Origin of the sequence: Pectobacterium peruviense (assembly GCF_002847345.1) — a bacterium.
GTDB classification, from domain to species: Bacteria; Pseudomonadota; Gammaproteobacteria; order Enterobacterales; family Enterobacteriaceae; genus Pectobacterium; species Pectobacterium peruviense.
Genome location: NZ_LXFV01000001.1, coordinates 280482 through 305854 on the forward strand (window position 1 = coordinate 280482; position 25373 = coordinate 305854).

General features: G+C 51.8%; 21 protein-coding genes. 7 read left to right on the top strand and 14 right to left on the bottom strand.

Annotated elements, in window-relative coordinates; genetic code table 11:
* Positions 1-18: 18 nt before the first annotated feature.
* Both cobO and A0G03_RS01310 read right to left on the bottom strand, forming a co-directional pair.
* The gene (gene cobO / locus A0G03_RS01305) at positions 19-609 is read right to left on the bottom strand and encodes a cob(I)yrinic acid a,c-diamide adenosyltransferase (protein ID WP_039291749.1); all 591 of its coding nucleotides are present in this window, start codon (positions 607-609) and stop codon (positions 19-21) included.
* An 18-nt stretch (positions 610-627) separates the two neighbouring features.
* Positions 628-1389 (bottom strand): YciK family oxidoreductase, encoded by a 762-nt coding sequence (locus A0G03_RS01310; RefSeq protein ID WP_039294970.1) that lies wholly within the window; start codon positions 1387-1389, stop codon positions 628-630.
* 357 nt (positions 1390-1746) lie between these two features.
* Here A0G03_RS01310 and sohB point away from each other — a divergent pair, with 357 nt between their 5' ends.
* Positions 1747-2793 (top strand): protease SohB, encoded by a 1047-nt coding sequence (gene sohB, locus A0G03_RS01315; protein ID WP_039294973.1) that lies wholly within the window; start codon positions 1747-1749, stop codon positions 2791-2793.
* 115 nt (positions 2794-2908) lie between these two features.
* Here sohB and A0G03_RS01320 read toward each other — a convergent pair whose 3' ends face one another.
* Positions 2909-3178, bottom strand: a complete 270-nt coding sequence (locus tag A0G03_RS01320; protein ID WP_039291754.1) for a YciN family protein — start codon at positions 3176-3178, stop codon at positions 2909-2911.
* Between the two features lie 370 nt (positions 3179-3548).
* Between A0G03_RS01320 and topA the strand changes: the two genes are divergently transcribed.
* Positions 3549-6149, top strand: coding sequence for a type I DNA topoisomerase (gene topA, locus A0G03_RS01325; protein WP_048260152.1), 2601 nt, complete (start codon positions 3549-3551; stop codon positions 6147-6149).
* Positions 6150-6800: 651 nt separating this feature from the next.
* Complete coding sequence (gene cysB / locus A0G03_RS01335; protein ID WP_048260151.1) at positions 6801-7775, top strand: HTH-type transcriptional regulator CysB; 975 nt, start codon at positions 6801-6803, stop codon at positions 7773-7775.
* Positions 7776-7932: 157 nt separating this feature from the next.
* Here the strand turns inward: cysB and dtpA are convergent, their stop codons facing one another.
* From dtpA to A0G03_RS01390, 11 genes are all read right to left on the bottom strand, one after another.
* On the bottom strand, positions 7933-9447 hold the full coding sequence (gene dtpA / locus A0G03_RS01340; protein WP_048260149.1) for a dipeptide/tripeptide permease DtpA: 1515 nt from the start codon (positions 9445-9447) through the stop codon (positions 7933-7935).
* Between the two features lie 681 nt (positions 9448-10128).
* Positions 10129-10764, bottom strand: coding sequence for an endonuclease III (gene nth / locus A0G03_RS01345; RefSeq protein ID WP_048260147.1), 636 nt, complete (start codon positions 10762-10764; stop codon positions 10129-10131).
* Complete coding sequence (locus A0G03_RS01350; protein ID WP_048260144.1) at positions 10761-11468, bottom strand: electron transport complex subunit E; 708 nt, start codon at positions 11466-11468, stop codon at positions 10761-10763. Before A0G03_RS01350 ends, nth begins: the two co-directional genes overlap by 4 nt.
* Complete coding sequence (rsxG, locus tag A0G03_RS01355) at positions 11465-12094, bottom strand: electron transport complex subunit RsxG (RefSeq protein ID WP_048260142.1); 630 nt, start codon at positions 12092-12094, stop codon at positions 11465-11467. Before rsxG ends, A0G03_RS01350 begins: the two co-directional genes overlap by 4 nt.
* A gap of 10 nt (positions 12095-12104) precedes the next feature.
* Positions 12105-13160: an electron transport complex subunit RsxD gene (rsxD, locus tag A0G03_RS01360; RefSeq protein ID WP_048260139.1), complete on the bottom strand. Its 1056-nt coding sequence runs from the start codon at positions 13158-13160 to the stop codon at positions 12105-12107.
* Positions 13161-15242: an electron transport complex subunit RsxC gene (gene rsxC / locus A0G03_RS01365; protein ID WP_048260137.1), complete on the bottom strand. Its 2082-nt coding sequence runs from the start codon at positions 15240-15242 to the stop codon at positions 13161-13163. It lies immediately after the preceding gene.
* Entirely contained in the window at positions 15235-15813 is a 579-nt protein-coding gene (gene rsxB, locus A0G03_RS01370; RefSeq protein WP_048260136.1) for an electron transport complex subunit RsxB, read from the bottom strand. The genes rsxC and rsxB overlap by 8 nt, the downstream gene beginning before the upstream one ends.
* Positions 15813-16394, bottom strand: a complete 582-nt coding sequence (rsxA, locus tag A0G03_RS01375) for an electron transport complex subunit RsxA (RefSeq protein ID WP_011093834.1) — start codon at positions 16392-16394, stop codon at positions 15813-15815. Before rsxA ends, rsxB begins: the two co-directional genes overlap by 1 nt.
* Positions 16395-16619: 225 nt before the next feature.
* Complete coding sequence (gene ydgT / locus A0G03_RS01380; RefSeq protein ID WP_010275188.1) at positions 16620-16835, bottom strand: transcription modulator YdgT; 216 nt, start codon at positions 16833-16835, stop codon at positions 16620-16622.
* 273 nt (positions 16836-17108) lie between these two features.
* Positions 17109-18614, bottom strand: coding sequence for an L-arabinose isomerase (araA, locus tag A0G03_RS01385; protein ID WP_048260133.1), 1506 nt, complete (start codon positions 18612-18614; stop codon positions 17109-17111).
* Between the two features lie 36 nt (positions 18615-18650).
* Entirely contained in the window at positions 18651-20336 is a 1686-nt protein-coding gene (locus A0G03_RS01390) for a ribulokinase (protein ID WP_048260130.1), read from the bottom strand.
* A 373-nt stretch (positions 20337-20709) separates the two neighbouring features.
* On the opposite strand from A0G03_RS01390, the gene A0G03_RS01395 reads away from it, so the two are divergent.
* The 4 genes from A0G03_RS01395 to araC all read left to right on the top strand — a co-directional run bounded on the left by A0G03_RS01395 (position 20710) and on the right by araC (position 25316).
* A complete protein-coding gene (locus A0G03_RS01395; RefSeq protein ID WP_048260129.1) occupies positions 20710-21693 on the top strand; it encodes an arabinose ABC transporter substrate-binding protein in 984 nt (327 codons plus the stop codon).
* Positions 21694-21789: 96 nt separating this feature from the next.
* Complete coding sequence (araG, locus tag A0G03_RS01400) at positions 21790-23313, top strand: L-arabinose ABC transporter ATP-binding protein AraG (RefSeq protein WP_048260128.1); 1524 nt, start codon at positions 21790-21792, stop codon at positions 23311-23313.
* 18 nt (positions 23314-23331) lie between these two features.
* Positions 23332-24318 carry an L-arabinose ABC transporter permease AraH gene (gene araH, locus A0G03_RS01405; protein ID WP_048260126.1) on the top strand — a complete coding sequence of 329 codons (987 nt, stop codon included), beginning with the start codon at positions 23332-23334 and terminating at the stop codon, positions 24316-24318.
* Between the two features lie 65 nt (positions 24319-24383).
* Positions 24384-25316, top strand: a complete 933-nt coding sequence (gene araC / locus A0G03_RS01410; protein ID WP_048260125.1) for an arabinose operon transcriptional regulator AraC — start codon at positions 24384-24386, stop codon at positions 25314-25316.
* Positions 25317-25373: the final 57 nt, after the last annotated feature.

Consider the following 25373-nt stretch of genomic DNA (forward strand, 5'->3'; position numbering starts at 1 on the left):
TAGCTATGGGACTAAAGACTACCAGTCAATGCCTTGTTGTGCCTGAATCCCGTAATCAAACGCATGCTTTACTGGACGCATTTCCGTCACGGTATCGGCCATTTCGAGCAAATCACGGTGGCAGCCACGACCGGTGATGATCACAGTCTGTCCTGCGGGGCGCTGCTTCAATGCAGTGACAACGTCACTTAAATCTAGATAATCATAGCTAATCATATACGTCAGCTCATCTAATACGACGAGGTCAAGCAGTGGATCGGCCAGCATCCGTTTCCCTGCTTGCCAGACATGTTGTGCCGCTTCGGTATCCGTCTGGCGATTCTGCGTATCCCAGGTAAAACCGGTTGCCATCACCTGAAATTCTACGCCGTGCTGCTGCAGCAGGTTCTTTTCACCGTTTGGCCATTCACCTTTAATAAACTGGATCACACCAGCCTGTAACCCGTGGCCTATCGCCCGCGTGACGGTGCCAAACGCGGCTGTCGTTTTCCCTTTCCCATTCCCAGTGAACACAATCAGGATACCGCGCGTTTCATTCGCGGCGGCAATACGGGCATCGACCTTTTCTTTCAGACGCTGTTGGCGTTGCTGGTGGCGTTCATCGCTCATATTGAGTGCTCTTGTCTATTATTCGGCTGGACCGGCTTTTCTACCCGGCTGAGCATCAAAACTCATCCCTGTTTTACGGCGGCTATCATCGCCCATCAGGTAGAGATACAGCGGCATGATATCTGCTGGCGTTTTCAGCTTCATTGGATCTTCGCTGGGGAATGCCGACGCGCGCATACCCGTACGCGTTCCGCCGGGATTAATACAGTTCACCCGCAGATTGTGCGAACGATACTCATCTGCCAGCACCTGCATCAGGCCTTCTGTAGCGAACTTGGATACGGAGTAGGCTCCCCAGTTAGCACGACCTTCGCGGCCGACGCTGGAACTGGTGAAAACCAGAGAAGAGCATGGCGATTTCAATAACAGCGGCAGTAGCGCTTGCGTCAACATGAAAGTCGCGTTGACGTTGACCTGCATAACCTGATGCCAGATCTCCGGTGTTTGCTGTACAACAGGGACAATTTCCCCGAGCAATCCGGCGTTGTGAAGCACGCCATCCAGATGGGGTACAACCTGTGACAGCTCGTCTGCCAACTGAAAGCACTGTGCAGAGGATAAGGCCAGCATATCGCAGACGACAACGTGTGCTGTCGTACCGTGTTCTTGTTCGATCTGCTGCTTAACCGTTTGCAGTTTGCTTTCCGTTCGTCCTAATAAGATAACGTGTGCGCCATACCGAGCATAAGTCAGTGCGGCTTCCCGACCAATGCCGTCACCCGCGCCGGTGACCAGAATGATGCGGTTTTGCAGTAAATCGATTTTAGGTTGGTAGTGCACAATGAATTCCTCTTGCCGCGACGCAGAACGTTCACGCTTCAGATAATAGACCTGCCATAGCATATCGACCCGATGCGAGCTGTCGGGGCGTGCGGTTCGGAACGTCAGGTGAAGGCGCATCCAAACAGGGCGAATGGGGGTGTTATGCCTCAAATACCGCACGTTTTCAATGAGACTGCCTCTATTTATCCCTGTGCTGTTGTAAAAAGCAGCAATAGGCATAAAAACCACAGGAATAACATCGCCATATTGCGTGCCATCAGTTAGGTTATAGGAAGGGAATGGCGTGCGACGTCAAGGCCATGGTTGGTGAGTAGGCCAACATTAATTAATACTCAGTCAATGAGGACGGTGTTTGTGGAATTACTTTCTCTGTACGGTTTATTCCTGGCTAAGGCACTCACCATCGTGGTGGCTATTGGTGCCTTAGTCGTTCTGGCATTCGGGATGACGCAGCGTAAGCGCCAGCATAAGGGTGAGTTGCAGGTCACGAATCTGGGCGAGCAATATCAGGAAATGCAGCGTGAAATGCAGACCGCCTGTATGAGCGACACCGAACGTAAGCTGTTATCTAAACAAGAAAAAAAGAAAGAAAAAGAAACGGCTAAGCAAGATAAACAGCGCGCCAAGCGTGGCGAAGAGAAAAGTGTAAAACCGTGCCTGTACGTTCTCGATTTCAATGGCAGTATGGATGCGGGAGAAGTCAGTTCGCTACGTGAAGAAATCTCCGCCGTACTCGCCGTGGCGAAACCGAAAGACGAAGTGTTGTTGCGTCTCGAAAGCCCCGGCGGTGTAGTACACGGTTATGGGTTGGCTGCGTCGCAATTACAACGTCTGCGCCAAGGCGGCGTACGTTTGACGGTTGCGGTCGATAAAGTGGCTGCCAGCGGTGGATATATGATGGCCTGCGTGGCCGACCGTATCGTAGCAGCGCCTTTTGCCATTGTGGGTTCTATTGGCGTTGTGGCACAAATCCCCAATTTCCACCGTTTGCTGAAAAACAAAGACATTGATGTTGAACTGCATACCGCGGGTGAATTTAAACGCACATTGACGCTGTTTGGTGAGAATACTGAACAAGGCCGCGAGAAATTCCGCGAAGATCTGAATGTCACGCATACGCTGTTTAAGGACTTTGTACAGCAGATGCGTCCGTCCCTGGATATTGATTCGGTTGCAACCGGAGAGCACTGGTTTGGCACTCAGGCGAAAGATTTAGGATTGATAGATGCTATCGGCACCAGTGACGATCTGCTCATTGCCGAAATGGCGAATCATGAAGTATTAAGCGTACGCTATACGCGCCGTAAACGTCTGCTGGATCGTCTGACGGGCAGTGCGGGAGATACCGCTGAACGTCTGATGCTACGCTGGTGGCAGCGTGGTTCGAAGCCTCTGCTGTAACCGATAATTGTTATGCCTATCAATCTCCCCTAAATAATTCGAGTTGCAGGAAAGCCAACGTACATGCAGCTTGAAGTATGACGGGGAAATGCCCGCAAACTGCGGGCATTTGCGTCTAATCGACCAAATAATATTTTTCGGATAAAACATGCGCAAGATGTTTGAACATGTTAAATACAGCAGTACTTTTTAAGGTTGGTATTCCGCTCTCATCGAGAAAAAACTCACCGCGAAAAACGAGCACGCCGCTTTTTTGTTCTACGCTATCAGCGACCATTCCGTGCAAATAATCATCGTGATGTTTAATGATGTCATTGGCTTCAACTAATAAGCTCTGGCGGTCAATAGGACGTTTTTCTTCATTAACCTGGTGTTCAGGTGACATGATTACTACTCCTGTACTCACCCTTGAAAAAGGGGGGTAGTTACACTATATCAACAATGTTATTTCGAAAACCAATGCGGCTATTTCAAAAATAAACACTGTTATTTCAAAAACTGCATCAAGATAAAGGGTACTGCGATCCGGTTTCAGCGTAAAGTGCAGATTATGATGCAAATGGGCTACATTTTAGGGGCTTACCTGCCGATATTCAATTTAGCAGGAAGCGGATAAAACTGGATTTCCATGCTAATTAGGTTGCGTGGCAGTATTTATCAGGTAGAGTGTGGGATTTTGCGCAGTCAGTAGAATCCGCTCTGAATGCCCCGAAAAATATCTGATTTTCAGAAGAATTCAGCAGGTAATAGTACATATGGGTAAAGCTCTCGTTATCGTCGAGTCCCCGGCAAAAGCCAAAACGATCAATAAGTATTTAGGCAATGACTACGTGGTGAAATCCAGCGTCGGTCATGTGCGCGATTTGCCGACGAGCGGCTCAGTTAGTAAAAAGAGCGCGGACTCAACGACTAAAGATAAAACGAAAAAGAAAGTCAAAAAGGATGAGAAATCCGCGCTGGTTAATCGTATGGGCATCGATCCTTATCATGATTGGAAAGCCAACTACGAAATACTGCCGGGTAAGGAGAAGGTTGTCTCCGAATTAAAAACGCTGGCGGAAAATGCTGACCACATCTATCTCGCAACCGACCTTGACCGCGAAGGGGAAGCCATTGCCTGGCACCTGCGGGAAATTATTGGTGGTGACGAGCAGCGTTTCAGCCGTGTAGTGTTTAACGAAATCACGAAAAATGCCATTAAACAGGCGTTTGAAAAACCAGATACGTTGAATATTGACCGCGTTAATGCACAGCAGGCGCGTCGGTTTATGGATCGCGTGGTGGGTTACATGGTTTCCCCGCTGCTGTGGAAAAAAATTGCCCGTGGCCTGTCCGCTGGGCGCGTACAGTCGGTTGCAGTACGACTGATTGTCGATCGCGAACGTGAAATCAAAGCGTTCGTGCCAGAAGAATACTGGGAATTGCACGCCGATTTGTTGGCGGGCAGCGATATTCAACTGCAAATGCAGGTAACGCACCACAACGGCAAGCCGTTTAAGCCGGTTAATAAAGAGCAAACGCATGCGGCGGTCAGTCTGCTTGAAAACGCACGCTATGTCGTTGGTGACCGTGAAGATAAACCGACCAGCAGCAAACCGGGCGCGCCGTTCATCACATCCACGCTGCAACAGGCTGCCAGTACACGCCTCGGCTTTGGTGTGAAAAAGACCATGATGATGGCCCAGCGTCTGTACGAAGCGGGTTACATTACCTACATGCGTACCGACTCAACGAACCTCAGTCAGGATGCGCTGACGATGGTGCGTGGCTATATCGGCGAAGAGTTTGGCAAGCGCTATTTGCCTGAGGCGGCGACCGCCTACAGCAGCAAAGAAAATTCGCAGGAAGCGCATGAAGCCATTCGTCCTTCCGATGTTGGCGTACTGGCCGACAGTCTGAAAGATATGGAAGCCGATGCGCAGAAGCTGTATCAGTTGATTTGGCGTCAGTTCGTTGCCTGTCAAATGACGCCTGCGCAATACGATTCCACCACGTTAATCGTGGAAGCGGCAGATTATCAACTGCGTGCGAAAGGCCGTACGCTGCGTTTTGATGGCTGGACGAAAGTCATGCCAGCGTTGCGTAAAAATGATGAAGATCGCACGTTGCCAACTGTGGCCGTGGGCGAGGCGCTGTCACTGCAGAAACTGCTGCCAGGGCAACACTTCACCAAACCACCTGCACGTTATAGCGATGCCTCTCTGGTTAAAGAGTTGGAAAAACGTGGGATTGGTCGTCCATCTACCTATGCCTCTATTATTTCAACCATCCAGGATCGCGGCTATGTCCGTGCGGAAAACCGCCGTTTCTATGCCGAGAAAATGGGTGAAATCGTTACCGATCGACTGGAAGAAAACTTCCGCGAATTGATGAATTACGATTTCACCGCGCGAATGGAAAGCCGTCTCGATCAGGTTGCCAATAATCAGGCGGAATGGAAAGCAGTGCTGGATGAGTTCTTCAAGGAATTTAGCCAGCAGTTGGAAAAGGCTGAGCAGGATCCTGAAGAAGGCGGTATGCGACCCAATGCGATGGTGTTGACCAGCATTGACTGCCCAACCTGCTCTCGTCAAATGGGTATTCGTACCGCCAGTACCGGTGTGTTCTTGGGCTGTTCCGGCTATGCACTGCCGCCGAAAGAGCGCTGTAAAACCACGATCAACCTGATACCGGAAGCTGAAGTGCTGAACGTGTTAGAAGGTGATGAAGCCGAAACTAACGCATTGCGTGCCCGTCGTCGCTGTGAAAAATGTGGTACGGCGATGGACAGTTACCTGATTGATAATCAGCGCAAACTGCACGTTTGTGGAAATAACCCAGCCTGTGACGGATATGAAATCGAAGCTGGCGAGTTCCGCATCAAGGGCTATGATGGTCCGATTGTTGAGTGCGAAAAATGTGGTTCCGAAATGCACCTCAAAATGGGACGTTTCGGTAAATACATGTCCTGCACCGGCGAGACTTGCAGCAACACGCGTAAGATTCTGCGCAATGGCGATGTTGCGCCGCCGAAAGAAGATCCGGTGCCGTTGCCTGAGTTACCTTGCGAGAAGTCTGATGCCTATTTCGTATTGCGTGACGGTGCGGCAGGGGTCTTCCTTGCGGCCAATACGTTCCCGAAATCTCGTGAAACGCGAGCGCCGCTGGTAGAAGAACTGGTTCGATTCAAGGATCGTTTGCCGGAAAAACTGCGCTATTTGGCAGATGCCCCAGCGACGGATAAAGACGGCAATAAAACCCAAGTACGTTTCAGCCGTAAAACCAAACAGCAATACGTCTCGTCAGAGAAAGACGGCAAGGCAACAGGCTGGTCCGCGTTTTATGTTGATGGAAAATGGGTTGAAGGGAAGAAGTAATCTCTTTCCGCCATCCTCTGACCAACTGTGGTTGTGCAGAGAAAATAGCTAAATCAAGCCAGCCGCAAGGCTGGCTTTTTTTATCCCAGAATATCTCTTGATAAAACAGATGTATGAAGATTGTCTGCGGTAGCATGAGGATTGTTGATCCGTGATAGAGAATGATGCGGTTTACCTCGGTGATAATCGCACGCACTGCGTTCTTTAATCACCTACGTCATGTAAAAATGGTTATATAAAAATAATTTTTATGATTAAATGACATTAATTGATGGAAATATGCGCCGGACGATTAAGGCGTAATCAAGATCAATATATCCCAAATAATTCGAGTTGCAGGAAGGCGGCAAGAGAGGGACAAATTCGTCTGGAACGAATTTGACCAGCCAGCGACTGGCCTTCGGTGAGAGACAGGATGTCTCTCATTTCATCCCGATGAGCTTACTTAGGTAATTGATTCGGGTGACAAATCTGCCGGGAGCAGATTTGAACGCTGCTTGCAGCGGCCCTTCAGGGCGAGGCCCACGACGGGCCGAGTATTTGAACGCAGCCAACGCACATGCAACTTGAAGTATTACGGGTATAAAACGGAACGTCGTTAGAACGTTGTGAGATGCCACGCGCACACTTCAATTGGGAATGGGATAAATTATGAAACTACAACAGCTTCGTTATATTGTTGAAGTTGTTAATCACAACCTAAATGTGTCTTCTACCGCAGAAGGGTTGTACACCTCTCAGCCAGGGATCAGTAAACAGGTCCGCATGCTGGAGGATGAATTGGGCATTCAGATTTTTGCCCGTAGTGGAAAACACCTGACACAGGTGACCCCCGCTGGACAGGAAGTCATCCGCATTGCACGCGAAGTGTTGTCGAAAGTCGATGCCATCAAAGCGGTTGCCGGAGAGCATACCTATCCCGATAAAGGGTCACTGTACGTCGCGACTACCCACACACAGGCCCGCTACGCGCTGCCAAGCGTTATCAAAGGTTTTATCGACCGCTATCCTCGCGTGTCGCTGCACATGCATCAGGGCTCGCCGACGCAGATTGCCGAGGCTGTTGCGAAAGGATCTGCTGATTTTGCTATTGCGACGGAAGCGCTGCATCTGTACGACGATCTGATCATGCTGCCGTGCTACCACTGGAATCGCGCAGTAGTCGTAAAACCGGATCACCCGCTGGCATCCAAAACAGACATCACTATTGAAGAGCTGGCCGCTTATCCCATCGTTACCTATACCTTTGGCTTTACGGGGCGTTCTGAGCTGGATACCGCGTTTAACCGAGCGGGTCTCACGCCGCGCATCGTCTTTACCGCAACAGATGCTGATGTGATTAAGACCTACGTGCGTTTAGGACTGGGCGTGGGGGTGATTGCCAACATGGCGGTTGATCCGCAGACGGAAACCGATCTGGTGACCATCAACGCGAACAGCATCTTTAGCTATAGCACCACGAAAATTGGTTTCCGCCGCAGCACATTCCTGCGCAGCTACATGTACGATTTCATCCAGCGTTTTGCTCCGCATTTAACGCGTGATGTTGTCGATTCTGCCGTTGCGCTGCGCTCGAATGATGAAATTGAAGCGATGTTTAAAGACATTACGCTGCCAGTGAAGTAAGCATCAACAGCCGTACTTAAGCCTTGAAAGCAAAAAAGCCAGACAGTGTCTGGCTTTTTATCATCTATCATCTATCTATCTATCTATCTATCTATCCTCAAACGCTTCACCAACAACACCTCACCCCGTTATCCGAGCGAGGTGTTAGGGCGGGTTATCAGGCAGATGCTGTGGTCGTGACGGTATCCACAGGGGCGTCGGTAACATCCTGCGTCATACGTGTCAATTTTGGTGCGGTCAGCAGCATCAGAACGGCGATGATGCCCGTGACGATGCCAATCTGCAGGAAGACATTGCTATAAATCTCAAGAGACGCGTGCGGATCTACGACGTTCTCTGGCACTGCCATCATATTGGCGACGTAGCCTGCGATAATCGCGGCACCGGCAGATGTCAGGAACCAGGCACCCATGATAAAGCCCATCAGACGCTGTGGCACCAACTGAGCGACCATTGCCAGACCCAGACCGGAAATCATTAGCTCCCCGATACTTTGCAGGCCATAACAGAGGATCAACCAGTTTACGGACACGATACCCTGTTCGTTAGCCATACTCGCGCCCCACGGCAGCACCAGAAATGCGCCGGAACACAGCACCATACCAATCGCAAATTTGTGCGCCATCGGTAGCTGGTCACCCATTTTGTTGTAAACCGCAGCCAGAATCGGGCTGGCAACCATGATCCAGAATGGGTTGAGCGCCTGATACTGCTCTGGCTCAAAGGCAAAACCTAAAATCGTGTGCTCAACGTTGCGGATAGCAAAGAAGTTCAGCGATGTTGGCATCTGGTTGTACAGCACGAAGAAGACGACAGCTTCCAGCATCAGCAGAAGTGCTACGATCATTTTCCGGCGTTCAGCGCCGCTCACCGCCAGCATTTCTTTGATGAAGATAGCAACAACAGCCAGTGAAATAAGCGTCAAGATCCAACGTGCGACGCTCTGGTTGTGCAACAGCCAGGTGGAAATGGCGACCAGCGCGACAATACCCACCAAGGTGACGGCCAGTTTCGGCAGATTAATCGGTTGGAAATCTGGCTGAGAACCTTGCGTGCTGACCCACTTACGGCAGAACATGAAGTTAACCAGCGTCAGAATCATGCCAACCACGCTCAGAGAGAAGGCAACGCCCCAGCCGTAGTGCGCGGCAAGTACCGGTGTAGCCAGCATAGAGAAGAAGGAGCCGATGTTCACCGACATGTAGTACATGGTGAAGGCGCCATCAAGACGCGGGTCGTCTTTCGCGTAGCAGGTAGACAGCAAGGCAGATGGGTTGGCTTTAAACAGTCCGTTACCGACGGCAATGGTTGCCATACCGATATAGACCCATGTAACGCTGTGACCCGAGTAGGAAATCATAGCGTAGCCGAATGCTAGCACGATGGCACCCAGAACGATGACACGTTTGGTGCCGAGGACTTTATCACCCAACCAGCCGCCAATGGCGACGAAACCGTAAACCAACGCGCTGAAAGAGGAGAAAAGGGTGATGGAATCTGTTTCGGACATGCCCAACATTTTGACCAGATAAACCGCCATAATGCCCTGCAGACCGTAGTAACCAAAACGCTCCCACAGTTCGATACTAAAGATGAGATAAAATGCTTTTGGCTGTTTGAACGCGTTCATGCTGACGCTTTCGGTGGATTCGTTGTTGTTTGCTGTTGACACAAAGGACCTCTGATTTTACATATCTCGTTTTTTTTAACGAGAAAATAACAAGAGTGAGACAGTGAAACTGCAACCTCTTTTGATTGTTATGGGGAGGAAAAACGGCGTTATATTGACGTTATTTTACGGACAGACAAGTCATTTGACATCTTTTGTTACAAGTGGTTTTTGTCGTGGGATAAAACCAGAAAATAAATGTTATGCAGAGTTTAATTTCACAACTTGCTTTTGCATCAAATGATTATCTCGCTTTTCCGCATTTGTTTTTTATGAAAGGGATATAATCTGCCTTTTACTTAAAATCAAGACAATATCATTAACTATGAATGAATATGCGGTTTAATCTTTTGCATATTACTAAATATGCAGTGAGTGTAAAAAAGCATCAGTGGTAGGCAATAAGATAAATATCGATATAGTTTTTATGCGTGACTATCAATCACTAAATTTTCTATTAAAAATAACTTATTAGCCTTAAATAGTGGTTAATTGTGTTTTTATACAGTTCTTTTGAACGAGGCTCCGCTAGAAAGGGCGTGGTTATTTGAGCGGTGAGGCGCTGTGAGCTTGTGACTGACTCTGGTTGTAGGAACGCTAAGAATGAGAGAGCGAAAGACGGGACGAGTGTGGAATCATCGAGAGGAAGGTCTGGTGATAGCCGTTTCACCAGACTACAACAGATTAGGCGTCGACCTTTTCGCCGAACTCACATAAATCTTCAATCAGGCAGGAGCCACAGCGCGGTTTACGAGCAATGCAGGTGTAACGGCCATGCAGGATTAACCAGTGGTGGCAGTCGACTTTAAATGCTGCCGGAACAACTTTCAGCAGTTTTTCCTCTACCTGTTCGACATTTTTACCCGGTGCGAATCCTGTGCGGTTACTGACGCGAAAGATATGGGTATCAACAGCAATCGTCGGCCAGCCAAACGCGGTATTCAAAACAACGTTTGCTGTTTTTCGTCCTACGCCGGGTAGGGCTTCCAACGCAGCGCGATCTTCAGGAACCTGTCCCTGATGTTTTTCCAGCAATAGGCGGCAAGTCTTGATGACATTTTCCGCTTTGCTGTTAAACAGGCCGATCGTCTTGATATAACCCTTAACGCCATCTACACCTAGCTCAAGCAAGGCTTCTGGCGTGTTGGCAACAGGATAGAGCTTTGCGGTTGCCTTGTTGACGCTGACGTCGGTTGCCTGTGCAGAAAGCAGTACGGCGATGAGCAGTTCAAACGGTGTGCTGAAATTTAACTCAGTCGTCGGATGGGGATTGTTGTCGCGTAAACGCGTTAAGATCTCAACCCGTTTATCTTTGTTCACAGCGATTCCCCCACGGCACCGGTTGTTGGCACCATTTTCCCTTCGGCGGCAGCGGCACGCGCTCGGCGTTGTTTCATTTTCTCATCGATCAAATATTTCACGGCAAGCAACAGTCCCAGGCCGATAAAGGCACCTGGTGGTAACATCGCCAGCAGGAAAGGGGAATCGAGATGGACAACCTCAATACGGAGGACTTTAGCCCAACTGCCCAGCAGCAAGTCTGCGCCGTCGAACAGCGTGCCGTTACCCAGAATTTCACGCAAAGAGCCGAGCACCACCAATGCGCTGGTTGCCCCCAGTCCCATTGCCAGTCCGTCAATGGCGGAAGGGAAGACGGCATTTTTAGACGCAAAGGCTTCTGCGCGGCCGATAACGATGCAGTTCGTCACGATCAGCGGAATAAAAATCCCCAGCGATTGATATAAACCGTAGGCATACGCGTTGATCAGCATCTGTACGGTGCTGACGACGGAAGCAATGATCATGACGTAAATCGGAATACGGATTTCCGCGGGTACCCAACGGCGCAGCGCAGAGACGGCCATGTTGGTACAGGTGAGAACCAGCGTAGTTGCCAACCCGAGTCCCAGCGCGTTAGTCGCGGTTGATGACACCGCCAGCAGGGGGCACAGACCCAATAATTGAACCAGTGCCGAGTTGTTCTTCCATAACCCGTCAATGAAAAGCGCTTTGGTTTGACTCATTGGTTCTCTCCACAGGCGGACAGCGTGTTGATTTGTGGCGGTAGCGCTTGCAGATAAAGCGCGCTGCGCTTCACGCTATTAATAACGGCACGCGGCGTGATGGTGGCTCCGGTAAACTGGTCAAACATCCCGCCTTCTTTCTTCACTGCCCAGCGGGCGTCATGTTCGCCTTGTACCATTAGCCCATTGAACCGCGTGATCCAGTCAGAAATTCGTACTTCGATTTTATCACCCAGCCCCGGTGTTTCATGGTGCTCGGTCACGCGGACGCCAAGTACCTTGCCATGAAAATCGGCGCCCACCAGCAGCCGAATGGCACCAGAATAACCATCCGGTGCGGTACTTTCCAGTGCAGCGGCTACGGGTTCACCATTCTGTCGGGCGATGAAAACGCGATGCGGTGCTGACGATCCTAGTGCCGGATTGGTGACAACGTAACACTCTTTTTGAATATCACTGTTGTATAACTCGGCGGGAACCACCTGATCCAACAACATCTTTTGCTGCAACAGCGCCTGATGGGAGATCGTTGGTTCCGTCAACATATTCACCACGGCAGTGACTGCGGTAGTGGAAGCAGCAAACAGAGCCAGTGTTGTCGCGTGGCGGCGCATTGTCGTCATCATGGGCGTCTCCTCAGCGATGGTGGCCGTAAGCGCGTGGCTTGGTGTAATAGTCGATTAGCGGCACAGTAATGTTCGCCAGTAGAACGGCAAAGGCTACGCCGTCTGGGTAGCCGCCATAGGTGCGAATGAGCCACACCAGTAACCCAATCAACGCACCGAAAATCAGACGGCCCCGGTTCGTGGTTGATGCCGTTACCGGATCGGTAGCGATGAAAAATGCGCCGAGCATGGTCGCACCGGACAACAGATGTAATATCGGTGGGGCAAATTTATCCGGCGCGATGAGCCAGCTTAGCAGGGCGCAGAACATCAGCGACAGCAGAAAACTGACTGGAATATGCCAGCGAATCGTGCCGCGCATCAGCAAGAACAGCCCGCCGATGAGAAAACCGATATTAACCCACTGCCAGCCAATACCAGACAACGATTGTGCAAACATCGGCTGTTGCAGAATGGCTTGTGGCGTTTGACCAGAACGTAAGCTGGTTTTAAACGTATCCAGCGGGGTGGCCTGACTCACGCCATCAACATTGTGCATCAACTGCTGCATGGTATGCCCGTCAGGTGTGTGTCCGGTAAAAATGATGACGAGCGCATCATGGAAACTGAGCGAGATGGTTTGCAGCGGCTCGGGCGGCAACCAGCTCGTCATCTGGACAGGGAAAGAGATCAGCAACACGACATAGCCAATCATTGCGGGGTTAAAGGGGTTTTGCCCTAATCCGCCATACAGCTGTTTGGCAATAATGATAGCGAAGACGGTTGCCATGACCACCATCCACCACGGCGCGAGCGGCGGTAGGCTGATTCCGAGCAGCACAGCGGTCAGTAACGCGGAATTATCAGCCAGGGTGGTTCTAACCGCAAACTTTCTCAGTGACAGTGTCACGCCTTCCGCAATAAGCGCGGTGGCAGACGCCAGCCCGACCTGAATCAAGTTGCCGTAGCCAAAGAAATAGACCTGCGCCAGCATGCCCGGTAGGCAGGCCAGAATAACCCACAGCATGATGCGCTGTGTGCGCTGTTGGTTATGTGTAAACGGTGAACTCGCAATTCTAAAAGCCATTTATTCCTCTTGATGTAACGATGCCTGCGCGGCCTTACGGGCTTTAACACGAGCGATAGCGGCGGCAACGGCAGCCTTACGCGGATCTTCCGGCTCTTGTACTTCAATGGCCGCGATCGGCTCTGCTGTTGTCTCGGAAACGACTGGAGCGGCTGCTTCTACGTTTGTTGCAGGCTGCTGCGCGGCTTTACGAGCCTTAACGCGGGCGATAGCGGCGGCAACGGCAGCCTTACGTGGATCTTCCAGCTCTTGTGCTTCAACGGCAGCTATGGGTTCCGCTGCTATGTCGGGAACGGCTGATAACACCGGCTCTGTCGTATTTAACTCGGACTGCTGTGCAGCCTTGCGAGCTTTAACACGTGCAAGGGCAGCGGCAACGGCGGCTTTACGTGGATCAAGCTCGTCAGGTGTCACTTCTGCTGCTGGTGTTTCTTGTTGCGCTTCTTCCTCTCGCACTCGTTCTTCACGTACTAATGCTTTACGTGCGGCACGCGCAGCAATGGCCGCACTGTTATCCGGCTGCGCATCAGGGATTACCGTGATGGGGGAACCGATCTCGGCTTCTGCGGTTTGTTTGCGCCGCACGCGCTCCAATGCGGCCTGAACGGCGTCTTTGTCACTGGTGGATACGCCAGCTGCAGCTTGTTTATGGCGCAGTTCACGCGCGGCCTTTTCCCGTTCCAGACGAGCCTGTTTGGCATCAAAACGCACTTTGGCCTGCGCGGCACGCTGTGCGTCTTCGTCAATGGCCCGAATCTCGGCCTTTTCCTGACGATAGTACTGCACCAGCGGAATATTGCTGGGGCAGACGTAAGCGCAAGCACCGCATTCGATACAGTCGAACAGATGATGATTACGGGCTTTTTCGTGTTCTTGTCCGCGACTGAACCAGTACAACTGCTGCGGTAAGAGACCCGCAGGGCAGGCATCGGCACATTTGCTACAGCGAATACAGGATTGTTCCTCGGCAACCGGCTCCATTTCCGAATGTGACGGCGCGAGCAGGCAGTTGCTAATTTTGACGATAGGCACGTCCAGCGACGGCAGAGTAAAGCCCATCAATGGGCCACCCATCACCACCATCGGCTGTTTAGTGACGTGGAATCCACCCTGTTTGAGCAGGTGGCGTACTGGCGTCCCCAGCCGCGCCCACACGTTACCGGGCTGGCGCAAGGCTTCACCGGTCAGTGTCACTACGCGCTCAGTGAGCGGTTCACCGTCGATCACGGCGCGTTTGATGGCGTAGGCCGTGCCGACGTTTTGCATGAGCACGCCAATCGCGGCGGAATGTTTACCGAACGGGACTTCTTTGCCAGTCAAAATTTTGGTGAGCTGCTTGGCACCGCCTGACGGATACTTGGTAGGGATGACGCGCAACTGCATGTCGCTGCGTTTGCTCAAGGCCAACCGCAGAGCACTGATGGCTTCCGGCTTGTTATCTTCGATTCCGATCAGAATACGTTTCGACTGCAACAGGAATGACAGAATCTCGACGCCCTGAATAATCTCGTCGGCACACTCCTGCATGAGCCGATCGTCGGCGGTAATGTAGGGTTCGCATTCTGCGCCGTTGATAATCAGGGTTTCAATCCCGCGCATCCCGCCTTGTAATTTAGCTGCGGTAGGGAAGCCTGCGCCGCCCAAACCCGCAATGCCCGCCTGATGCAGGTGGGCAAGCAAGGTATCGACACTCTGCGCGCGGTAATCCGCATAGGTCTGGCGCTCGCACCAGCGATCTTCGCCGTCTGGCACGATAATGATACTGAGTTCGGTCAGGCCAGAAGGATGCGCCGTTGTATGCTGGCGAATCGCGTTCACGGTTCCCGATGTCGGTGCGTGAACGGGCAGTGTACGGCCTTTTCCCCGCGTCAACGGCTGGCCGCGCAGCACCTTCTCACCGACGCTAACACAGATTTCGCCTTCCGGCCCAAGATGCTGCTTGAGCGGAATAATGAACTGTTCTGGCAGCGAGATCTGGCGTAGTGGCGTCTGGCTGGACTGCGTCTTCATTTCCGGCGGATGAATGCCTCCGTCGAAATCCCAGATCCTGTCTTTTCTAAAGGCGGAAAACAGCTTAAGCATGTCGTTCTACTTGAATAACGCGTACTGGAATCGTATCGAGATCCCATTTCCAGTTAGCGGGAGTCGGAGCGATGGGCCGTAATTCGATACAGTCCGTGGGGCAAGGGGAAACGCAGAGATCGCAACCTGTGCATAAATCGCTGACGACGGTGTGTACCGCTTTGGTACTGCCGATAATGGCATCAACCGGACAGGCCTGAATGCACTTGGTACAGCCGATGCAGTTACTTTCATCGATCCAGGCAACGTGACGTGCAGGAGCTTGAATATCAGCATCGCCTTCCAGCGGCTGCGGGTCGACGTTGAGCTTTTCAGCCAGCTTCAACATCATCGCTTCACCGCCGGGGCCGCATTTATTAATGCTTTCACCATTTAGCGCGACCGCTTCGGCGTAAGGCCGACAGCCAGGGTAACCGCACTGGCCACACTGACTCTGCGGCAGCATGGCTTCCACTTCTTCCACGATCGGATCGTTTTCGACTTCAAAACGACGTGAGGCGTAGCCAAGCACCAAGCCGAACGCCAGCGCGAGTGCGCTTAATGCCGCAATGGCGATCCAGATAGCGGTCATCAGAATTTTACCAGTCCGGTAAAGCCCATAAATGCCAGAGACATCAGGCCAGCGGTGATCAGTGCAATCGAAGAGCCTCGAAACGGTGCCGGAATGTCCGATACGGCGAGGCGCTCGCGGATGGCGGCAAAAAGAACCATCACCAGTGAGAAGCCTGCCGCACCGCCAAAACCATAAATCGTCGATTGCAGGAAACCGTGCGACAGGTTGATGTTGAGCAAGACGACGCCAAGTACGGCACAGTTGGTGGTGATCAGCGGCAGGAAAATCCCGAGCAGGCGATACAGCTCAGGGCTAACTTTGCGCACGAACATCTCGGAGAACTGCACCACCACGGCGAGCACCAGAATAAAAGCCATGGTGCGCAAATAGAGAATGTCGAGCGGGACAAGAATAAATTCGTTGATCAGCCAGGAAAACATGGAGCCCAGTGTCATCACAAACGTGGTCGCCATTCCCATACCAATCGCCGTCTCTAGTTTTTTGGACACGCCCATAAAGGGGCACAGCCCAAGAAACTTCACTAAGACGAAATTATTTACCAGAAGGATGCTAACAAAGAGCAATGCGTATTCGGTCATTACGGTGCCTAGAAAACAAAACCGGACTATTATCAGGCATTGTTGGGTTTTCGACAACATACCCAAAGTAGGGGTATAGCCGTCTACTTCAAGGAGCGGAGGATCTGGCTCTCTTAATAAGAGAAACGCCGGGCTATCAGACAGCAACGCGCAGTGCGTTCTGAGCCATAGCCCGGAAGGTGATTATTGCATAACTATTCTTTTTTCACCGATAGCTATTTATCACTACAGAACGTGATGCCAAACAGATTTTGGCACACAGCCGAGATCGAATAAGCGCCCGCCGGATGCTAATTCAGCCCGCCGATGGTCAGCTGCACGATACATGTTGATGATTTCCTGACTATCGGTCAGAGAGTAATTGAGATGATCAAAGAGTTTTTCCAGACTTTCTGTTGAGCTGACTTTCCTGAATTTAAGCAAATAGTCATGAACGGTCATGGTGAATTGGTCTAATAGTTATGTGGTTGAGATGACTAAGTATATTCAAGCAAGAAAGCCTGTCTAGAGGGAGAAGTAATAAACTACGCTTATTTTTCAACAACAAACGAATGAAAATGAAAAATAATGAATTGACAGGAAAATAACCGACTTTTAAGGCTATGCCGAGTGGCGGGGTGATGATACATCAGAGAATAGGAACGATTAATGCCTATAAAGGGGCAGATTGTGTACGGATGAAAGATCCATAGACAATCTGCCCAAAGCGTGGAATTAACGACTACAAAGTTTGTAATACACCTCATTCCAGCGCAGAGCATCTTTGAATTCGTGGAGTCGGGTTTCGTTGTCGATCACCAGCAGTTCAATGTTCTGCATCTCTGCATAAAGCCGCATGTGGTCAAGATCCAACGCCTGACTAAATACAGTGTGGTGCGCACCGCCCGCCAGAATCCAGGCTTCGGCCGCCACTTCCAACGACGGTTGCGCTTTCCAGATGGCGCGAGCAACCGGCAATTTTGGCAACGGACGTGGCTGCTCAATGGTGTCGACTAGATTAACCAACATTCTGAAACGATCGCCCATGTCGATCACGCTGGCGTTGAGAGATGGTCCGGCAGGCGTGGAGAATATCAAACGGGCAGGATCGGCTTTTCCGCCAATCCCAAGATGCTGCGCATCCAGAATCGGTTTCTGCTCTTTCGCAATGGTGGGGCAGACTTCCAGCATATGGGACCCGACGACCAGATCGTTACCATTCTGGAAATTATAGGTGTAGTCCTCCATGAAGGAGGTTCCGCCCGACAATCCGCCTGCCATCACTTTCATGATGCGCAACAGCGCGGCGGTTTTCCAGTCGCCTTCACCACCGAAACCGTAGCCTTGCTGCATCAGGCGTTGAACCGCCAGACCCGGCAGTTGTTTTAAGCCGTACAGATTTTCAAAATCGGTGGTGAACGCGTGATAGCCGCCTTGTTCCAGAAAGCGCTTCATCCCAAGTTCGATCTGAGCGGCATCCAGCAGGTTCTGACGATTAGCCCCGTTGAGTTTCACCGCATCCGTCAACTGGTAGCTGGTTTCATACTCTTCGATCAGTGCATCAATATCGCCTTTGGAGACGGCATCAACCACGGCGGTTAAATCTCCCAGTCCCCAGGCGCTGACGGAGTAGCCGAACTGAATCTGCGCGCCGACTTTATCACCTTCGGTGACGGCGACTTCACGCATGTTGTCGCCAAAGCGCGCGACCTTCAGCTGTTTGCTTTCCTTAATGGCAGCGGCAACACGCATCCATTTGCCGATGCGAACATGCGCGTTCTTATCCTGCCAGTGGCCGACCACCACCTGATGCGCTTGGCGCATTCGAGCACCGATAAAACCAAACTCGCGTCCGCCGTGCGCCGTCTGATTCAGGTTCATGAAATCCATGTCCATGGTATCCCACGGCACTTCGGCATTGAACTGGGTATGGAATTGCAGCAGCGGTTTACTAAGTACGCTCAGGCCGCCAATCCACATTTTTGCCGGAGAGAAGGTGTGCAGCCAGGTTAGCAGACCGATGCAGTTATCCTGATAGTTGGCATCGCGACACAGTGCCAGAATTTCATCTGGTGTTTTCACCAACGGCTTTAGCACCAGCTTAACCGGTAGATTGGCTTGTTGATTCAAACCCGCGACGACTTTTTCTGCGTTCTCTTTTACCTGACGTAACGTTTCCGGCCCATAGAGATGCTGGCTACCGATGACGAACCAGACTTCAAGCTGCTTAAAATGATCCATGATGACTCCTGTACGTGATCCCCAGAGGGATAAAAATTAGTTTTTTGCCGTAGACGTTGGGCTATAGGCTGGTTCCGCGAGACGGCACCACTGCTGATAGCGCTCATAAAGCTGTTGATAACGGGCAACGCGCTGGCTGTCTGGCATTAACGTGCGTTCTATGCCGCTGGCCATATGCTGTTGTGCGGTTGGGATATCGACGTGAACGCCAGCGGCGACGGCGGCAAAGATCGCAGCGCCGAGCGCACAGCACTGGTCGGACGCGACGATCTGCAAGGGACGATTCATTACATCGGTACACACCTGCATGATGACGGGGGATTTCCGCGCGATGCCGCCCAGCGCCAGCACGTTCTCGACGGGGACGCCCTGATCTTCAAAGCATTCCATAATTGCGCGTGCGCCAAAGGCGGTAGCGGCAATGAAACCGCCAAACAGCGTAGGGGCATCGGTGCCCAGATTCAGATCGGTAATCACGCCTTTTAAGCGCTGGTTGGCGAACGGCGTTCTGCGGCCGTTAAACCAGTCCAGCACGATAGGCAGGTGATCCAGCGTAGGGTTGTCCGCCCAGTTGCGGGTAAGCCTTTCCAGCAGCTTGGCTTCCATCGCCTGTAGTGACGTTTTAAGTTCAGGATGATCTTTCGCTGCTTCCTGTAACGACCAGCCCAGCAGCCTGCCAAACCAGGCATACATGTCGCCAAAGGCGGACTGTCCAGCTTCCAGACCGATATAGCCGGGGACGACGCTGCCGTCGACCTGTCCACAGATCCCGGCGATGGTGCGATCGGCAATGCGTTCTTCGTCCGCGATCAGAATGTCGCAGGTTGAGGTGCCAATCACTTTGACCAATGTATAAGGCTGTGCGCCCGCACCGACGGTACCGACGTGGCAGTCAAACGCGCCGCCTGCAAGCGTGACCGTCTCAGGGATGCCGAGCCGCTGCGCCCACTCTACGGTGATGGTGCCGACCGACTGTTCGGCGGTCCAGGTATCGGTAAACAACGGGTACTGCAATGTCTCTGTCAGGCAGGGATCGAGCGCGTGTAGGAAATCTTTCGGTGGGAGTCCACCCCAGCTCGGATGCCAGAGTGATTTATGTCCGGCACTGCACCGGCCACGACGAATATCGGCTGGCGCTTGTGTGCCGGAAAGCAGGGCGGGCACCCAGTCGCACAGTTCTATCCAGGAAACGGCCGACTGACGCACCGCTGCATCTTCGCGCGATACATGCAGGATTTTGGCCCAGAACCATTCGGATGAGTAAACACCACCGATATAGCGGGTGTAATCGGGGAACTGACCGCTGCGGCACAACGCATTAATGGCATCCGCTTCTTCTATTGCCGTGTGATCTTTCCACAGTACGAACATCGCATTGGGGTTGTTGGCAAACTCGGGGCGCAGCGCCAGGATCTGGCCTTGTTCATCAATGGGTGCGGGCGTTGACCCGGTTGAATCCACGCCAATACCAATGATGCTCTGCCGCTGGTCGTTCGTCAGACGGGAAACCACCACCTTGATCGCCTGTTCCAGCGATTCGATATAGTCCAGCGGATGATGTCGGAACTGGTTGTTGGCAGGCTGACAATATTTACCCTCACGCCAGCGGGGGTAGTAGACCACTTCTGTTTCCAGCTCTTTCCCGCTTTGGCAGTCAACGGCTAAGGCGCGTACCGAATCACTGCCAAAGTCGAGACCAATCGTAATAGCGCCCGCGCTCATGCTTTGCTCCTCATTAATCCCAGATCGTTGGTGTTTACGATAGGCAGGGATAACGAGAGGCGGTTAGGAGTGGTTAGCTGGAAGTATGTATTTTTCTGTCGCGAGCAGCCATTTTGTGAAGCTGGTCAAAGGTTAATGATTGGTTAAATTTGCTAAATGTATGCACAAACCTGTCATTGTTCCGGACTGTGATAGCGCTCTATATTCTTATCGGTAATAACGGCTAAAACATAAAGCGTCTGAATGCTACTGAGTAAAGGAACCACGCTAAGTCTGTGTTTTTCCTTTATCCGGACCGGAAATACCTTACCAGGAACTCGAACTCGCTTCAGCGTCGCTGGCGAATGAAAAGATAATTACACCGGAGAACATCATGCATAAATTCACTAAGGCGCTGGCAGCAATCGGGTTAGCCGCTGTTATGTCACAATCAGCTATGGCAGAGAACTTAAAGCTGGGATTTCTGGTTAAGCAGCCGGAAGAGCCCTGGTTCCAGACCGAATGGAAGTTCGCGGATAAGGCAGGAAAAGATCTTGGTTTTGATGTGATAAAAATTGCGGTGCCTGATGGGGAAAAAACCCTGAACGCGATTGATAGCCTGGCGGCCAGCGGGGCGAAAGGGTTTGTTATTTGTACCCCAGACCCAAAATTGGGGCCGGCCATTATTGCAAAAGCACGTAGCTACAACCTGAAAGTGATCGCGGTTGATGACCAGTTCGTGAACGCTAAAGGTCAACCAATGGATACAGTGCCGTTGGTGATGATGGCGGCCACCAAAATTGGTGAGCGTCAAGGTCAGGAACTGTATAAAGAAATGAACAAGCGTGGCTGGAAAGTGGATGAAACCGCTGTGATGGCGATTACTGCTGATGAGCTGGACACCGCGCGCCGTCGTACTTCTGGCTCCATGGATGCGCTGAAGGCCGCTGGCTTCCCAGAAAAACAGATCTATCGTGTGCCAACCAAATCCAACGATATCCCCGGTGCGTTTGATGCCGCTAACTCCATGCTGGTTCAGCATCCTGGCGTGAAAAACTGGCTGATTATCGGTATGAACGACAACACCGTACTGGGTGGCGTTCGTGCGACAGAAGGACAGGGCTTTAAAGCAGCAAACGTTATTGGTATCGGTATCAACGGCGTGGATGCGGTGAGCGAACTGTCTAAAGGTCAGGCAACGGGCTTCTTTGGCTCACTGCTGCCAAGCCCGGATATTCACGGCTACAAGAGTATCCAGATGCTGAATGACTGGGTCACCAAAGGCGTCGAACCGGAGAAATTCACCGAAGTGACCGACGTGGTGCTGATCACTCGTGACAACTTTAAGGTCGAACTGGAGAAAAAAGGCCTGATGTAATCTCGCCTGATTTCGTAAAGATGCGGATAACGCCGGTCAGCATGAAGCTGGTCGAGGTTATCCGCGCTCTACCTGCATCGTTATGAGGAAACAGACATGACAGCACAGTCACCCTATTTGTCGTTTCATGGGATCGGTAAAGAATTTCCCGGTGTTAAGGCGCTTTCGGATATCAGCTTTTCCTGCCATGCCGGCCAGATCCATGCATTGATGGGAGAAAACGGGGCGGGCAAGTCGACGCTGTTAAAAATCCTGAGCGGCAACTATTCACCGTCAGCGGGCGAAATCCGCATTCAGGGCAAGCCCGTGCAGTTTAGTAATACGATGGATGCCCTGAATGCGGGTGTTGCCATTATTTATCAGGAACTGCATTTGGTGCCGGAAATGACGGTCGCCGAGAACATCTATCTGGGCCAACTGCCGCATAAATACGGCATGGTGAACTATTCACTGCTGCGCTATGAAGCCAAACTGCAATTACAGCATTTGGGATTGGATATCGATCCTGATACCCCGCTGAAATACCTGTCGATCGGGCAATGGCAAATGGTGGAGATCGCCAAGGCGCTGGCGCGTAATGCCAAGATTATTGCTTTTGATGAACCGACCAGCTCGCTGTCTGCCCGTGAAATCGAGCAGCTCTTCCGAGTGATTACGGAATTGCGCAGTGAAGGCCGGATCATTTTGTATGTTTCGCACCGGATGGAAGAAATTTTTGCACTGAGCGATGCCATTACCGTGTTTAAAGATGGCCGCTATGTGCGCACGTTTGACGATATGCAACAGGTGAACCATGAGTCGCTGGTACAGGCGATGGTTGGGCGTAACCTTGGGGATATCTATGGCTACGCGCCGCGTCCGCACGGCGAGGATCGCTTGACGCTGAAAGAGGTAAAAGCGCCGGGCGTGAAATCCACGATTTCCCTGAACGTGAAGCAGGGGGAGATTGTCGGGCTATTTGGTCTGGTGGGAGCGGGCCGCAGCGAACTGATGAAAGGGCTGTTTGGTGCGACCAAAATCACCAGTGGTCAAGTGCTGTTGGATGGCAAACCGCTGGTGGTGAATTCCCCCATCGATGCGATTCGCCAGGGTGTCATGCTCTGCCCAGAGGATCGCAAAGCCGATGGCATCATTCCGGTGCACTCGGTGCGTGACAACATCAACATCAGCGCAAGACGTAAGAGCCTGAAAGCCGGTTTTATTATTAATAATCAGTGGGAAGTGGATAACGCGTCACAGCGTATTGAAGCGCTGAACATCAAAACGCCGTCCGATGAACAGCTAATTATGAATCTTTCCGGCGGAAACCAGCAGAAAGCCATTCTTGGCCGCTGGCTGTCCGAAGAGATGAAGGTAATTTTGCTCGATGAACCCACGCGCGGTATCGACGTCGGCGCGAAGCACGAAATTTATCATGTCATCTATGAACTGGCGAATCAGGGGATCGCGGTGCTATTTGCCTCCAGCGATTTACCAGAAGTGCTTGGGCTGGCCGACCGGATTATCGTCATGCGCGAAGGTGCCGTCTCCGGCGAACTGCTGCATGCCGATGCCACGGAGCAGAAGGTGCTCAGTCTGGCTATGTTACGAACCCCCGATATCGAATCTGCGGTTGCCTGACCGCGAAGGAGCAAAACAATGTCAACGGTTACGTCTGCAACCTCAGAAAAGAAGAAAAACGGTATGGGATTGTCCCGCATTTGGGATAACTACGGCATGCTGGTGGTTTTTGCCGTGCTGTTTCTTGGCTGTGCGATTTTTGTCCCAAATTTCGCCTCATTTATCAATATGAAAGGGCTGGGGCTGGCGATTTCCATGTCCGGCATGGTGGCCTGCGGGATGCTGTTCTGTCTGGCTTCTGGTGATTTTGACCTGTCGGTGGCTTCGATTATCGCCTGTGCTGGGGTGGCGACGGCGGTGGTCATTAATATCAGTGAAAGCCTGTGGATCGGCGTTGGTGCGGGTCTGCTGCTGGGCGTAGCGTTCGGTCTGCTTAACGGTTTCGTGATTGCCCGTTTGAAGATTAATGCGCTGATTACAACATTGGCAACGATGCAAATTGCGCGCGGTTTGGCGTACATCATTTCCGATGGTAAAGCGGTAGGGATTGAAGATGAGCGTTTCTTCGCTCTGGGATATGCCAACTGGCTGGGCTTGCCTGCGCCAATCTGGATCACCATCGGTTGTATGATTCTGTTTGGCCTGCTGCTGAACAAGACCACGTTTGGTCGTAATACGCTGGCGATTGGGGGTAATGAAGAGGCTGCGCGTTTGGCTGGGGTGCCGGTAGTACGCACCAAGATCATCATTTTCGCCTTGTCCGGTCTGGTATCCGCTGCGGCGGGGATCATTCTGGCGTCGCGTATGACCAGCGGCCAGCCGATGACGTCCATCGGGTATGAGCTGATCGTCATTTCTGCCTGTGTGCTGGGTGGCGTATCACTGAAAGGCGGGATTGGTAAAATTTCCTACGTAGTGGCTGGCGTACTGATTTTAGGGACGGTGGAGAATGCGATGAACCTGCTGAATATCTCTCCGTTTGCCCAATATGTGGTGCGTGGCCTGATTCTGCTGGCGGCGGTTATCTTCGACCGCTACAAACAACTGGCGAAGAAAACGGTATAAATGCCCGTGCGGCAGGCTAGTCATCCTGCCGCGTCTTATCATTACTAGCGTGTACCGGAGGCCTGATGTATCACCGTATGGCGCATGAATCTCAGCCTAATCCGCTGCTACCGGGATATTCGTTCAACGCTTATCTCGTGGCAGGTCTAACGCCGATTCTGGCTGAAGGGCCGCTCGACTTCTTTATCGATCGTCCTGATGGGATGAAAGGCTACATTATTAATCTCACGATGAAAGGACAGGGACAGGTCTTTGATGGCGATGAGACCTTTTTCTGTAATCCTGGCGATCTGCTGCTGTTTCCGCCTAAATCGAAGCATTTTTATGGCCGCTCATCGGGCAGCGATTGCTGGTATCACCGCTGGGTTTATTTTCGTCCACGTGCCTACTGGGCTGACTGGTTGGAATGGCATACCAAAAGCAGCGGCATCGGGCGTATGAGCCTGCCGAATAACCAACTGTTGCTGGAATTCGACAGACTGTTTGCCAATATCGAGCAGACGCAGCGTTCAGGACGGCGTTTTTCGGAGGAACTGGGCATGAATCTTCTGGAGCGTCTGTTGCTCAGAGCGATGGAAGAAGATCCGCAGAGTCCGCAAAAGATCATGGATCCACGCGTGATTGAGGCCTGCCAGTTTATTACCAGCAATCTGGCCGGAGAACTGCGTATTGATGAAGTCGCACGACACGTTTGTCTGTCGCCGTCGCGGCTGGCGCATCTGTTCCGTGAGCAGGTGGGCATTAATATTCTGCGCTGGCGTGAAGATCAGCGCGTGATTCGCGCCAAGCTGTTACTACAGACGACACAGGAATCTATCGCCAACATTGGTCGCGTGGTGGGGTATGACGATCAGCTGTATTTCTCACGCGTGTTCCGTAAGCGAGTCGGCGTCAGCCCTAGCGATTTCCGTCGCCGCAGCAGTGAAATCAACTATCCGGCAGCCAAAACGCTGCCCGTGGCGTGGGGAGAGCGGATACCCAATGCCGTGAGCGGTTAACGAACATAAAATCGCGCTGGATTCCCTTGGCGATTATCCCTCTCTGCAATCTGGCGG

Coding starts and splice junctions, on each gene's coding strand:
- cobO (WP_039291749.1), bottom strand. CDS start 609: ATGAGCGATGAACGCCACCAGCAACGCCAACAGCGTCTGAAAGAAAAG.
- A0G03_RS01320 (WP_039291754.1), bottom strand. CDS start 3,178: ATGTCACCTGAACACCAGGTTAATGAAGAAAAACGTCCTATTGACCGC.
- topA (WP_048260152.1), top strand. CDS start 3,549: ATGGGTAAAGCTCTCGTTATCGTCGAGTCCCCGGCAAAAGCCAAAACG.
- cysB (WP_048260151.1), top strand. CDS start 6,801: ATGAAACTACAACAGCTTCGTTATATTGTTGAAGTTGTTAATCACAAC.
- A0G03_RS01350 (WP_048260144.1), bottom strand. CDS start 11,468: ATGAGTCAAACCAAAGCGCTTTTCATTGACGGGTTATGGAAGAACAAC.
- rsxG (WP_048260142.1), bottom strand. CDS start 12,094: ATGATGACGACAATGCGCCGCCACGCGACAACACTGGCTCTGTTTGCT.
- rsxD (WP_048260139.1), bottom strand. CDS start 13,160: ATGGCTTTTAGAATTGCGAGTTCACCGTTTACACATAACCAACAGCGC.
- rsxC (WP_048260137.1), bottom strand. CDS start 15,242: ATGCTTAAGCTGTTTTCCGCCTTTAGAAAAGACAGGATCTGGGATTTC.
- rsxB (WP_048260136.1), bottom strand. CDS start 15,813: ATGACCGCTATCTGGATCGCCATTGCGGCATTAAGCGCACTCGCGCTG.
- rsxA (WP_011093834.1), bottom strand. CDS start 16,394: ATGACCGAATACGCATTGCTCTTTGTTAGCATCCTTCTGGTAAATAAT.
- ydgT (WP_010275188.1), bottom strand. CDS start 16,835: ATGACCGTTCATGACTATTTGCTTAAATTCAGGAAAGTCAGCTCAACA.
- araA (WP_048260133.1), bottom strand. CDS start 18,614: ATGGATCATTTTAAGCAGCTTGAAGTCTGGTTCGTCATCGGTAGCCAG.
- A0G03_RS01390 (WP_048260130.1), bottom strand. CDS start 20,336: ATGAGCGCGGGCGCTATTACGATTGGTCTCGACTTTGGCAGTGATTCG.
- A0G03_RS01395 (WP_048260129.1), top strand. CDS start 20,710: ATGCATAAATTCACTAAGGCGCTGGCAGCAATCGGGTTAGCCGCTGTT.
- araG (WP_048260128.1), top strand. CDS start 21,790: ATGACAGCACAGTCACCCTATTTGTCGTTTCATGGGATCGGTAAAGAA.
- araH (WP_048260126.1), top strand. CDS start 23,332: ATGTCAACGGTTACGTCTGCAACCTCAGAAAAGAAGAAAAACGGTATG.
- araC (WP_048260125.1), top strand. CDS start 24,384: ATGTATCACCGTATGGCGCATGAATCTCAGCCTAATCCGCTGCTACCG.